The following is a 12,568-nucleotide window of genomic DNA, read 5'->3' on the forward strand; positions in this document are numbered from 1 at the left end:
GTAAAACTAGGAGCAAGTAACATGAATCAAAATTATGAAAACTACTACGTACCCGAGCAAAGTCCTTGGCCCATAGTGGGCGCGGTGGCGTTATTTTTTATTGCAGTGGGTGCGGCTTTAACAGTCATGAACTTAGAAAGTGAAGGGGGCAGCGGTGTGTACTTGCTATATGCAGGCATTGCAGTGCTGCTGTATATGATTTTTAGCTGGTTTAAAAATGTAATTAGCGAGTCTGATCAGGGCTTATATTCAGCGCAAATGGACCGCTCATTTCGACAAGGAATGAGCTGGTTTATATTCTCTGAAGTTATGTTTTTTATGGCCTTTTTTGGCGCATTATTTTACGCCCGCATACTGTCGGTGCCTTGGCTTGGCGGCGCTGGGAATAATGCGATGACCAACGAGGTGCTTTGGCCTACCTTTGAGGCCGTATGGCCACTACTAACCACACCAGCAGGTGAAACCACGCAAGCTATGGGGTGGCAAGGCTTACCCCTTATTAATACGCTTATTTTATTAGCGTCTTCGGTTACTTTGCATTTTGCTCACGTAGCCATTGAAAACAATAAACGTAAACCGCTAAAAGTGATGCTAGGGGCAACCATTTTATTGGGTGTGTGCTTTTTAGCATTGCAGGTAGAAGAATATATTTATGCCTACAACGACTTAAACTTAACACTAGATGCAGGCATTTACGGGAATACATTCTTTTTGCTGACAGGTTTTCATGGCATGCATGTGACCCTTGGCGCCATTATTTTGTTTGTTGTATTTGTGCGTATTTTAAAAGGCCACTTTACGAAAGATAAACATTTTGCGTTTCAAGCAGCGGCTTGGTACTGGCATTTTGTTGATGTGGTGTGGCTGTGTTTATTTGTTTTTGTGTATGTGTTGTAACGGCTAATGGTGAGTGATTAGCCTTTATAAAACCAAGTTTTACAGCGGCTATCACCATCACCAAAACCACCACAGAAAACAGCACGCGACGGCCTAAAAAATGCGACATAGGCCGACCGCCAGATTTATCGGTCACCATAATAAATAACGCTCTAAACAAGTTGAAAAGTATAAATAGTAACAGCAGCACAATAATAATTTTAATAATCACTGGGTTGACCCTTTATGCAGTTAATTTTAAGGCGTAAACAAAAGCTTAGCTCATTTATCGCACTTTGCGTTGTGGTAGCTGTGGTGCTGGTATGTGTACGTTTAGGGTATTGGCAATTAGCAAGGGCTGAGCAAAAGCAGCAACAGTTAACAGCTATAGCTAACATGCAAACCCAAGGCGTAATGAGCTGGCAGCAATTACAGGCAATGCCTTCAAAGTGGAATAAAACAGGTGTAGTGGTTGAGCTTGTCGGAAAAATAATAAATCAGCAATACTGGCTTTTAGATAACCAAGTTTACCAAGGGCAAGTCGGTTACGATTTATTGGTGTTATTTAAGCCAAGCCAAGCAAGTGACGCTTTACTCGTTAATTTAGGGTGGGTAAAAGCGCCTATTTCACGCAGCGAACTACCGAACATCCAACTTCCTAAACGTAATATTACGTTTAAAGCGCAGATAAAAGAGCGAAATTTAACGAGCTTTAACTTACAAACCAATTCGACAAAACAAGACCTTCAAAAACGAATTCAATCAATAGATTTACAAAAGCTAAGTGAGCAGAGTAATCAATCGTTATTTAATTTTATGGCTTATCGTCAAGGTGCAGGAGATGCGCTAGCTATACCGCATTATAAAGCGGTGGTGATGAGTCCGCAAAAGCACCAAGCGTATGCAGTGCAATGGTTTTTAATAGCCTTAGCCTGTGTAGTGGTGGCCATTTTTGCCAGTAAAAAGAGGACTAACAATGAAAAATAACCCCTTAGTTTTGTTTGTTGTATGTTGCGCTGTACCGCTAGTACTTGCATACGGTGCGCTAAAACTAGACTGGTTGCCGAGCGCCATTACCAATAATGGCGAGTTTTTACAGCGCGAAGTAAAGCTTGAAAACTGGCAGCAACACAACCCTAAGCAATGGACAATTGCGCTTAATTACTCCAATAAATGTAATGCTTCGTGCAATGAGCAGCTCAATGCGCTTGATAACTTATATATCGCCTTAGGAAAAAATCAGGGCAAGGTTGATATGGCTGTAATGGGAGCGCCTAAAGTTAAAAACATTCCTTGGAAAACCTTTAACGCGCAACAAAATTTGCAGCCCGCTAGCCTATATTTAATCGATCATATGGGGTTAGTGGTGCTTGAGTATCCGTTTAAAGAGCAGCCACAAGAAAACCGTTTAGTGCAAAAAGGTTTATTAAAAGATTTAAAAAAACTGCTTAATTATTCTCGTTCAAGCTAATTAATAGCGCATTGTTAATGGGAGATTCCTATGTATAAAAATTATAAAAACTGGGTACTTGCAACGGGGTTACTTGCGCTGTTAGTAGTAGGGCTAGGTGCTTATACACGTTTAAGTGACGCAGGTCTTGGTTGCCCTGATTGGCCCGGTTGCTATGGCTTTTTAACTGTACCAAAGCATGAAGCCGATATCGCACTGGCTACCCAAAGTTACCCTGATATGATGTTTGAAACCGCCAAAGCGTGGAAAGAAATGATCCACCGTTACTTTGCAGGCGCGCTGGGGTTGCTTATTTTAGCGCTATTTGTATTGGCTTTTGTAAAGCGCCATTACTCAAACACGCCGGTTAAATTACCGCTAGCCTTATTATTGTTAGTTATATTTCAGGCTGCGCTGGGTATGTGGACCGTTACTATGAACTTGCAACCACTTATTGTAATGGGGCATTTGTTGGGGGGATTTAGTATTTTATCGCTAATCACTCTTTTATACCTGCGTTTAACTACTAAACCCATAGAGGGCGGAGATAGTAGCGCTAAAGGCTATTTTTCATTGAGCTTAGTTGCATTGGCTGTGTTGGTTATTCAAATTGCATTAGGAGGATGGCTTGCAGCAAATTATGCAGCGCCACACTGTAATGGCTTACCGCTGTGTAGTTATGCGCAGCCATTTTCACTCAGTAGTGTGTTTCAGCTGCCGCTGGAGCACAGTAATTATGAGTACGGAGTGCTATCGCAACAGGCGCGTATGTCTATTCATCTACTACACAGAATTTGGGCGCTAGTTACATGCATTGTGTTGGCGCTAATTATGTGGCGTATATACAGTCAGGCGCAATCTGCAAAAATAAAACACTGTACTGTCAGCGTGCTTGTTGCGCTACTTTGCCAAATTAGTTTGGGGCTTGCGGTGGTGCATTGGCACTTTCCGCTTGGAGTAGCGCTGGCGCACAATTTAATGGCAGCTATCTTGTTATTGACTATGGTTAGGTTGTGTTACTACCTAAAAGCACGCACTTAAAGGGGAATAATTATGGCACTCACACTCGACAAAAAAGAACTACAGGTTATTAGCGCACACCCTTTTATTCAACGTGCTTATAATTTACTGCAAGATTACTTAGCTATTAGCAAGTTTAAAGTAGTGGCTATGTTGGTACTTACTGCTTGGGTTGGCTTGGCACTGGCGCCTGATGTAGGGCGAGGCATTGCAGTACAATTTATTAGTTTATTAGGCATTGGTTTGCTCTCTGGCGCTGCGGCGGTAATAAATCATGTTGTTGATAGCGAAATAGATACAAAAATGGCGCGTACACGCCACCGTCCTGTAGCCAAAGGCCGGCTTAGTAAAACCCATGCGCTAAGCTTTGCAGGCGTGATAGGGGTTGCTGGTTTTATAATGCTAATGCTTTGGGCAAACACTCTAACAGCCGTACTTACTTTGTTTGCATTAGTTGGGTATGCTTTTATTTATACCTCTTTTTTAAAGCGTGCCACACCGCAAAACATTGTAATTGGTGGCTTAGCTGGGGCAATGCCGCCTTTATTGGGCTGGGTTTCTGAAACCAATCAAATGGCAGCCGCGCCATGGTTACTCGTAATGATTATATTTACGTGGACCCCACCGCATTTTTGGGCACTGGCAATAGCACGCAAAAGCGATTACGAACGCGCTAAAATTCCTATGTTGCCAGTAACTCACGGTATCGATTTTTGCAAAACCTGTGTTGTGGCTTACACCATATTACTGGCGCTTGTATGTGTATTACCTTATTTAATTGGTATGTCGGGCGGTATTTATTTAGTAGGCGCATGTGTGCTCAATGCACTCTTTTTGTATAAAGCGGTTAAGCTTAAATTAGCCCCTAGCGATGATACCGCAATGGACTTATTTCGCTTTTCAATTGTGCATTTAATGGTACTCTTCGTGATCTTATTTATAGATAAATGGCTCCCTTTATGAAGCAGTTACGGATTAGCTTAGTTGTAATTTTTTCGTTTTTATTAGTCGCTTGCTCAGAGCAAAATAGTGCACCCGATGTGCAAGCCTTAGTGTATGAGCAAGCAAAGCCTCTTTCTGATTTTACTCTTAACGACCAAAACGGTGAGTTAGTCACCAAAGCGCAATTTTTGGGGCAGTGGAACTTAGTGTTTTTAGGCTATACCAGTTGTCCAGATATTTGCCCATTAACGCTTGCTAAACTAAACAGCGTGTATAAAAAGTTACATAACGAATACCCACTGCAAATTTGGTTTATGTCGGTAGACCCTCAACGCGATACGCCGGTAAAGCGCAAAGCGTATATTGATTATTTTAACCCTGACTTTTTAGCTGTTTCGGGTGAGCACAAAAACCTATTCCCGGTGGTTAGAGAGCTTGGTCTAATTTATGCCATTAGTGACTCGCAAGAATCAGAATATGCGGTCGATCATAGTGCTTCGGTGGCTTTAGTTGATGCAAATGGAGCGGTAAGAGCCATATTTAAGCCTGAATTCCAACAAGGAAATGTGCCCCTTATTAATACCACTCAACTTATTAGCGAATTTAAACACATAGCGGATTACTATAAAAACTAGTTTTAAACTTTTCACGCATTTTAAAAGGAGCTTAGGCTCCTTTTTTGCTTTTTAGCGCCACTTTTAAAAGTTTTATTAATTTTTTTGAGCCTTTTATGGCAATTTTAATAACTAAGGCTAAGCTTTTGTTATGAATTGAATTGACAGGGAAAGTCCTGAAAAAATGCTAAAACTTCCAAGCGAACTTGCGATTATGCAAGTAGAGACTCTTCACCAAGATTTATTACAAGAACTCAATAGCAACAACGATATTTGTTTAGATGTCAGTGAGGTTGTTTCAGCCGATACCGCGTCAATTCAACTTTTGTGTGCCTTACAAAAACACCTACTTACCATACACCATAAAATTGTATGGGTAGGCAGCAGTGATGCACTTCAAAACGCCATTAATCAACTTGGCTTAAGTCAATATTTAACACTTGAAAGTAAAGGTTAGAGGTTTATATGAAGAAAATTTTAGCGGTTGATGATTCTGCGTCAATGCGTCAAATGGTGAGCTTTACGCTTAAAACCGCAGGTTTTGATGTTACCGAAGCAAAAGATGGCAGCGAAGCCCTCGCGATTGCCAAGCAGCAAAGTTTTGATGCGGTAATTTCAGATGTAAATATGCCTATTATGGATGGCATTACGCTTATCAGAGAGCTCAGAGGCCTTCCTGATTACAAATTTACGCCGCTACTTATGCTAACCACAGAGTCAGGATTAGATAAAAAAGTAGAAGGTAAAGCAGCTGGCGCAACAGGCTGGATTGTAAAGCCTTTCAACCCGGATCAGTTACTAGCGGTACTTAAAAAAGTAATTCGTTAACTGAGGAGTGCGGCGTGAGTATAGATTTAAGTCAATTTTTTGAAGTGTTCTTTGAAGAAAGTTTTGAAGGCCTAGATACAATGGAGGCCGAGCTATTAAATTTAGAGCCCGGCGAAGAAGACTTAGAAACAATAAATACTATTTTTAGAGCTGCGCACTCAATTAAAGGGGGCAGTGGCACCTTTGGCTTTAACTCTGTTGCTGAGTTTACCCATGTGCTAGAAACCCTACTGGATCAAATACGCCAAGGTGAGCGCGAACTCACCACCGAGCACGTTAATTTATTGCTTAAAGCTGTTGATTGCTTGCGTGGGTTACTCGGTGAGCTGCAAGCAGAGCAAGAGCCTGATTTATCACACGCTACAACCTTAAAAAAACAGTTTGAAATTGTACTGGAAATGCAAGCCGATTCAGCCCCAAGCGAGGCAAGCGAAGTAACGGCTGCTGCTGAGGTAAATACCTTTCAAATTGATTTTAAACCGCATCATCACCTTTTTAAAACAGGCAACGAGCCTTTATTTATGATCAGCGAATTAGCTGAACTCGGCGAGCTTGAAACACAGGCCTTTTTAGACGATATCCCAGATATTAAAGATTTAAGCAGTGACGAGTGCTACTTACACTGGCGCTTTTTTTTAAATACCAGCGAAAAAGAAGCCGCCATTAAAGAGGTATTTGAATGGGTAGAAGATGATGCCGATATAAAAATAGAGCTCTGTGGCGGGTTATTTGATGAAGACACGTCTCACACCGCAAACGCTGATGAAAAGAACAGCGATAGCACAGCTCAAACACAGCCTATTAGCGATGCTCAAAAAGCACCCGACAAACCTAAAAGCAAACCCACAGCCGATAAAAAGCCAACATCAGCACCAGAGTCTACCTCCATAAGAGTAGGAATAGACAAAGTAGACTCGTTAATAAACATGGTCGGTGAGCTGGTGATAACACAAGCCATGTTAAATCAGTTGAGCGAGCAAGAAATTAGCGAATCAACCATTACGTCATTACAAGAAGGTTTGGCACAACTGGCGCACAATACCCGAGACCTGCAAGAAAATGTTATGCGTATTCGTATGTTACCGATTAACTTTGTATTTAGCCGGTTTCCGCGCTTAGTGCGCGATATAGCGCAAAAACTAAATAAACAGGTGGAGTTAAAATTATTAGGTGAGCAAACCGAGCTAGATAAAACGGTAATGGAAAAAATATCTGACCCTATGGTGCACCTTGTCAGAAATTCGCTCGACCATGGCCTTGAAACAATTGAACAGCGGGTTGCCGCAGGTAAAGACCCAGTGGGCACCGTGACCTTAAATGCCTTTCATCAAGGCGGCAATATCGTGATAGAAATAATGGACGATGGGCAAGGCTTAAATACGCAAAAAATTAAAGAAAAAGCCATTGCTAATGAGCTGATCACCGCTGATTGTAATTTAACAGATGATGAAATTAACGAGCTTATTTTTATGCCCGGCTTTTCTACCGCCGATGCGGTTAGCGACTTATCTGGGCGTGGTGTAGGAATGGATGTTGTTAAGCGCAATATTCAATCTTTAAATGGCTCGGTTGAGGTTTCATCAGCGCCTGGCGTTGGCTCTACCTTTACAATTAGGCTGCCCCTTACGCTTGCCATTTTAGATGGGCAATTAGTTAAAGTTGCCCAGCATACTTATATTATTCCGCTTATTTCTATTGTTGAATCACTACAGATTGATATCACTAAAGTAAGCCGAGTGGGTAAAGACTTAGATGTACTAAGGCTGCGTGACGAATACATTCCTATTTTACGCTTATATCAAATTTTTAACCATCAAAACGCCATAGAGTCATTAGACAAAACCTTGCTGGTGGTTGTTGAAACCGACAACCAAAAAGTGGGTTTGCTGGTAGATGACTTACTTTCGCAGCAGCAGGTAGTCATAAAAAGTTTAGAGGCCAATTACCAAAAAGTAGATGGGGTGTCTGGAGCAACTATTTTAGGCGACGGGCGTGTATCGTTAATTGTTGATATTAGCGGCTTAATAAAATTATCAGGGCTTAAAAAACCAGGTAGCCAAGAGCTAATCATAGAATCTAAAACACCTCTGGAGGCTTCATGATTAGTGAGCAAAGCGAGCTAAACAACAAAATTGATTTAGGGCAACAGCAAGGCGTTAAGCAGTTTTTAACCTTTATTATGGCTGGCGAAGAATACGGCGTAGATATATTAACCGTGCAAGAGATCAGGAGCTGGGAAAAAATTACCGTACTACCCAACGCGCCGGATTTTGTTAAAGGAGTGATAAACCTTCGCGGCACCATAGTGCCAATAATAGATTTACGCTTACGTTTTGGCTTGCCAAGCACTGAATATGGACCATTAACGGTTGTTATTGTTGTAAAAGTTATTTTTGAAAATGATTCAAAAATAATGGGCATCGCAGTAGATGCGGTTTCAGATGTTTACAGCATTGCAGAGCAAGACGCCAAGCCCGTTCCTAGCCTGTCTGATTCGAGTAATTGTGAATATGTCGCAGGGTTGGTGAACGTGGGCGAAAAAATGGTCTCGTTGATAGATTTACAAAGAACAATGGATATATAGCCAAAGCGCTATGTAGCAACAAAAACAAACATAAAGGTGGTGATGGGCATGGGATGGTTTAGTAATCCGAAGCAGTCAGAATCAAGTAATGACTTAATCGTTAATGCATTAAATAAATCATTAGCGGTTATTGAGTTTGAACCCAGTGGCAGAATAATTACGGCTAATTCAAACTTTTTAAATGCAATGGGATACCGTTTAGAGGAAGTGCAAGGGCAGCACCACTCTATGTTTGTTGAACCAGATGAAGCACAAAGCAGCGAGTATAAAAATTTTTGGCAACGCTTGCGCGGTGGTGAGTTTATTTCTAATGAGTTTAAGCGTCTTGCTAATGGAGGGCGAGAAGTATGGATCCAAGCTACCTATAACCCAATTATTGATAGCCAAGGGCAAGTGCTAAAAGTAATTAAATTTGCTACCGACATTACCGAACAAAAGAAACAGGCCGCTGAAGCGCAAGGCCAGCTTGAGGCAATTAGTAAATCTCAGGCGGTGATTGAGTTTAATCTTGATGGCACAATTATTACTGCCAATGACAATTTTTTAAATGGTTTAGGCTATCAACTTAGCGAAATAAAAGGCCAGCATCATAAATTATTTGTCGACCCAGAATACGCTAAAACAAACGAGTATAAACAATTTTGGGATAAGTTAGGACGAGGCGAGTACGACTCGGGCGAGTACATGCGAATAGGCAAACAAGGGCAAGAAATATGGATCCAAGCCTCTTATAACCCTATTTTCGATTTAAGCGGCAAGCCTTATAAAGTTATTAAATACGCCAGTGATATCACCGCGCAAAAACAGCTAGAGCGCGAGTCTAAAAAGGCTGCCGATTTAGCAAGTGCGTTAACTGTTTGCCAAGCCAATGTAATGATTGCCGATAAAGACCTAAATATTGTATTTGTAAACGATCAGGTTAAGTTAATGCTCAAAGCGCGAGAAACTGAGTTGCAAGGTGTGCTACCTAGTTTTTCTGTTGATAATTTAATAGGCACGTGTGTTGATGATTTTCATAAGCACCCAGCTCATCAACGCGAACTATTAAAAAACTTAAAACAACCTTATAAAACTGAGTTACGTTTAGCGGGGCTTATTTTTAGTTTAATTGCTACACCGTGGATAAACCATGAAGGTAAGCATTTAGGCACCATTGTTGAGTGGGAAGATATTACCGATAGCGTAGCAAAAGTGGAGCAAGAACGTGCTGAAGCACAAGAAAACTTACGAGTAAAACAAGCGCTTGATACCGTAGCAACAAACACCATGATAGCCGATGCTTCAAATGTAATTGTATACATGAACAACGCGGTTAAATCGATGATGAGTATTGCCGAAGATGATTTGAAAAAGGAGCTGCCAAATTTTGATAGCACCAATTTAATGCAGCAAAACATTGATATATTCCATAAAAATCCGGCTCATCAACAAAACCTACTAGCTAAGCTTACAACAACTTACCGAGCCGAAATAAAAGTAGGCGGGCGCACGTTTGGTTTAGTTGCAAACCCTATTTTTACACCAGAACAAGAACGCATAGGCACCGTAGTTGAGTGGGAAGATAGAACGGGCGAAGTTGCAATAGAAAAAGAAATTGCACAATTAGTCAGCGATGCAGGTAATGGCGATTTAGAAACCCGAGTAGATGAAAAAGGTAAAGAAGGCTTTTTCTTACGCTTAGCGCAAGGCTTAAACAGCTTAGTTGAAATTGTGGATGATGCCGTTAGTGATACCGCGCAAATGCTTGATGCAATGGCCAATGGTGACCTATCAAAACGCATAGAAAAAGAGTATCAAGGCTCGTTCGATAAGCTCAAGCAAGATGCTAATACCACAGCAGATAAATTGACCGATGTGATTAATCGAATTAACTCATCGGCCACGTTAGTAGCCAGTGGCGCAGAGGAAATTTCGCAAGGCAACGCCGATTTAAGCCAGCGTACCGAAGAACAAGCTTCATCACTTGAAGAAACCGCGTCAAGTATGGAAGAAATGACCAGTACCGTAAGACAAAATGCAGATAACGCAAAAGTCGCTAACGATTTAGCCGAAGAAACCTGCGAGAAAGCAATTCAAGGTGGTGAAGTAGTTAATAGAGCTGTAACGAGTATGTCGGCCATTAACGAGTCGAGTAAAAAAATTGCAGACATTATTGGCGTGATTGATGAAATTGCCTTTCAAACTAATTTACTGGCACTTAACGCCGCCGTTGAAGCAGCTAGAGCGGGTGAGCAAGGCCGTGGCTTTGCCGTTGTTGCTGGTGAGGTGCGTAATTTAGCGCAGCGCTCAGCTGGAGCAGCCAAAGAAATTAAAGAGCTTATTAGAGACAGCGTTGCAAAAGTGACCGATGGCTCTGTGCTTGTAAATGAGTCGGGCGAAACACTCAGAGAAATTGTTTCAAGCGTACAACGTGTTACGCAAATGATTTCGGATATAACCGAAGCCTCTGAAGAGCAAAGCGCAGGTATTGAGCAAGTTAATAAAGCGGTTGCCCAAATGGATGAAATGACCCAGCAAAATGCGGCCCTTGTAGAAGAAGCGTCTGCGGCGGGCGAGTCAATGGCTGAGCAAGCAAACGAGATGCGTCAGTTATTGCACTTTTTTTCACTCGGGCAGCAAGGCATGAACACATTGCCAAATACGCACTTTGAACGCTCAGCGCCCCCTGCGCGCCAACCTAGTGGCTATTTAAAAAATACCCAACCCAAAGGCGAAAACTTTCTAGACTCAGCAGATGAATGGGAAGAGTTTTAGTCATTACTGGCTTGCTAGTTAATACCCTAGCAAGCCTGCTTTACAAGGGATGGTATGACAATGAAAGAATTTTTATGTACCGATAAAAATTTTAAAGACATTGCCACTTTAGTTTATAACGCGTGCGGAATTGTGCTTGGCGATCATAAACGCGAAATGGTGTATTCCCGCTTAGCAAGAAGGGTAAGAGAGCATAAACTTAAAAACTTTTCTCAATACTTAGAGTACTTACACAATAATAAAGAGGCTGAGTTTGACGCATTTATTAATGCTATTACCACTAACTTAACCTCCTTTTTTAGAGAACCCCACCACTTTGAGTTTTTAAAAAACACCATAGTGCCGCAGTTACTTAGCAGTAACAAAGTAACAAAACGAGTACGCGTATGGTCAGCGGGTTGCTCTACAGGCGAAGAGCCTTACAGCTTAGCAATAACCCTTGCCGATTTATTCCCAAGTTCTTGGGATGTAAAAATTTTAGCAACCGATTTAGATTCTAATGTATTAGCCAAAGCACAAGCGGGTATTTATACCGCGGCTAATGTAAATGGCTTAGAAAACAATGTACTTAAAAAGTGGTTTTTAAAAAGCAAAGACGGGCAAACATATAAAGTAAAACCACAGTTAAATAAGCACATTTTTTTTAAACGCCTTAACCTTTTACAAGAATGGCCTATGAAAGGGCAGTTTGACTTAATTTTATGTCGTAACGTGGTTATTTATTTTGATAAAGAAACAAAAGACACCTTGTTTAAACGTTATGCAAATGCACTTAATCGTGACGGTTATTTGTTTTTAGGACACTCAGAGAGTATGGGAAAAGAGCATTCTGAGTTTAAAAATTTAGGGAAAACCATGTATCAAAAGCAACACAATGCACGCACAGTTTAGGCCTGTGCTCCCAGGGTTTGAACATATAAAACGTTACTGGGATGCAGGGCGCACAAGCGTGGTGGCAAAAATATTACCTGGCGAATTTTATGTCTCAAAAAATGATGAGCTTATTTCTACAGTGCTTGGGTCGTGCATAGCCGCGTGTGTTTACGATGAAAAAGCCGGTATAGGTGGCGTAAATCATTTTATGTTGCCAGTAAAAAAAGGCCTAGAATTAAACAGTGCCCATAGTTTGAGCTGCCGTTACGGAAATTGGGCAATGGAATACCTGATCAACGAAGTACTCAAAGGTGGTGCTGCGCGAAAAAATTTAAAAATAAAACTCTTTGGTGGCGGCAAAATAATTAGCGCAATGACTGACATAGGGATAGGTAATATTAGCTTTGCTAATGCGTATATTCAGGAAGAGTCGCTCAATCTTGTCGCACAAGATATGGGGGGGCCGTGGCCTCGAAAAATTTTTTTTCATCCGCATACGGGCAAAGTCCACGTAAAAAAGCTGAAGAATTTGCACAATAACACAATTGAAAAACGCGAAGTGCGCTACCTGCAAAACCTTAAGCAACAAGATAAAGCCACCGAGACTAACATAGAGCTGTTTTAGGA

At 41.3% G+C, this 12,568-nt stretch carries 14 protein-coding genes; 13 read left to right on the forward strand and 1 reads right to left on the reverse strand.

Going from position 1 to position 12,568, the window contains the following annotated elements; translation table 11 throughout:
- Positions 1–21: 21 nt before the first annotated feature.
- Positions 22–897, forward strand: a complete 876-nt coding sequence (locus AN390_RS15265; RefSeq protein ID WP_055255276.1) for a cytochrome c oxidase subunit 3 — start codon at positions 22–24, stop codon at positions 895–897.
- On the opposite strand, the gene AN390_RS19965 is transcribed toward AN390_RS15265, so the two are convergent.
- Complete coding sequence (locus AN390_RS19965) at positions 797–1,108, reverse strand: DUF2909 domain-containing protein (RefSeq protein WP_085065488.1); 312 nt, start codon at positions 1,106–1,108, stop codon at positions 797–799. The two genes, AN390_RS15265 and AN390_RS19965, sit on opposite strands and share 101 nt — an antisense overlap.
- 14 nt (positions 1,109–1,122) lie before the next feature.
- On the opposite strand from AN390_RS19965, the gene AN390_RS15270 reads away from it, so the two are divergent.
- From AN390_RS15270 to cheD, 12 genes are all read left to right on the forward strand, one after another.
- A complete protein-coding gene (locus AN390_RS15270) occupies positions 1,123–1,863 on the forward strand; it encodes an SURF1 family protein (protein ID WP_055255277.1) in 741 nt (246 codons plus the stop codon).
- On the forward strand, positions 1,853–2,347 hold the full coding sequence (locus AN390_RS15275) for a hypothetical protein (protein WP_055255278.1): 495 nt from the start codon (positions 1,853–1,855) through the stop codon (positions 2,345–2,347). Before AN390_RS15270 ends, AN390_RS15275 begins: the two co-directional genes overlap by 11 nt.
- Positions 2,348–2,377: 30 nt before the next feature.
- Positions 2,378–3,367 carry a heme A synthase gene (locus tag AN390_RS15280; protein WP_024033913.1) on the forward strand — a complete coding sequence of 330 codons (990 nt, stop codon included), beginning with the start codon at positions 2,378–2,380 and terminating at the stop codon, positions 3,365–3,367.
- A 12-nt stretch (positions 3,368–3,379) separates the two neighbouring features.
- Positions 3,380–4,309 (forward strand): heme o synthase, encoded by a 930-nt coding sequence (gene cyoE / locus AN390_RS15285; RefSeq protein WP_024033912.1) that lies wholly within the window; start codon positions 3,380–3,382, stop codon positions 4,307–4,309.
- Positions 4,306–4,923, forward strand: a complete 618-nt coding sequence (locus AN390_RS15290) for an SCO family protein (protein ID WP_029773321.1) — start codon at positions 4,306–4,308, stop codon at positions 4,921–4,923. Before cyoE ends, AN390_RS15290 begins: the two co-directional genes overlap by 4 nt.
- 163 nt (positions 4,924–5,086) lie before the next feature.
- Positions 5,087–5,359 (forward strand): STAS domain-containing protein, encoded by a 273-nt coding sequence (locus AN390_RS15295; protein WP_004588224.1) that lies wholly within the window; start codon positions 5,087–5,089, stop codon positions 5,357–5,359.
- Between the two features lie 8 nt (positions 5,360–5,367).
- Positions 5,368–5,730, forward strand: a complete 363-nt coding sequence (locus AN390_RS15300) for a response regulator (protein WP_029773320.1) — start codon at positions 5,368–5,370, stop codon at positions 5,728–5,730.
- A 14-nt stretch (positions 5,731–5,744) separates the two neighbouring features.
- On the forward strand, positions 5,745–7,832 hold the full coding sequence (locus tag AN390_RS15305; protein WP_055255279.1) for a chemotaxis protein CheA: 2,088 nt from the start codon (positions 5,745–5,747) through the stop codon (positions 7,830–7,832).
- Complete coding sequence (locus AN390_RS15310) at positions 7,829–8,314, forward strand: chemotaxis protein CheW (RefSeq protein ID WP_055255280.1); 486 nt, start codon at positions 7,829–7,831, stop codon at positions 8,312–8,314. The genes AN390_RS15305 and AN390_RS15310 overlap by 4 nt, the downstream gene beginning before the upstream one ends.
- Before the next feature lie 48 nt (positions 8,315–8,362).
- The gene (locus AN390_RS15315; protein WP_055255308.1) at positions 8,363–11,068 is read left to right on the forward strand and encodes a methyl-accepting chemotaxis protein; all 2,706 of its coding nucleotides are present in this window, start codon (positions 8,363–8,365) and stop codon (positions 11,066–11,068) included.
- Between the two features lie 60 nt (positions 11,069–11,128).
- A complete protein-coding gene (locus tag AN390_RS15320; protein ID WP_055255309.1) occupies positions 11,129–11,959 on the forward strand; it encodes a protein-glutamate O-methyltransferase CheR in 831 nt (276 codons plus the stop codon).
- Positions 11,943–12,566 carry a chemoreceptor glutamine deamidase CheD gene (gene cheD / locus AN390_RS15325; protein WP_029774194.1) on the forward strand — a complete coding sequence of 208 codons (624 nt, stop codon included), beginning with the start codon at positions 11,943–11,945 and terminating at the stop codon, positions 12,564–12,566. Before AN390_RS15320 ends, cheD begins: the two co-directional genes overlap by 17 nt.
- Positions 12,567–12,568: the final 2 nt, after the last annotated feature.

Origin of the sequence: Pseudoalteromonas sp. P1-11 (assembly GCF_001399995.1) — a bacterium.
Taxonomy (GTDB): Bacteria; Pseudomonadota; Gammaproteobacteria; order Enterobacterales; family Alteromonadaceae; genus Pseudoalteromonas; species Pseudoalteromonas atlantica.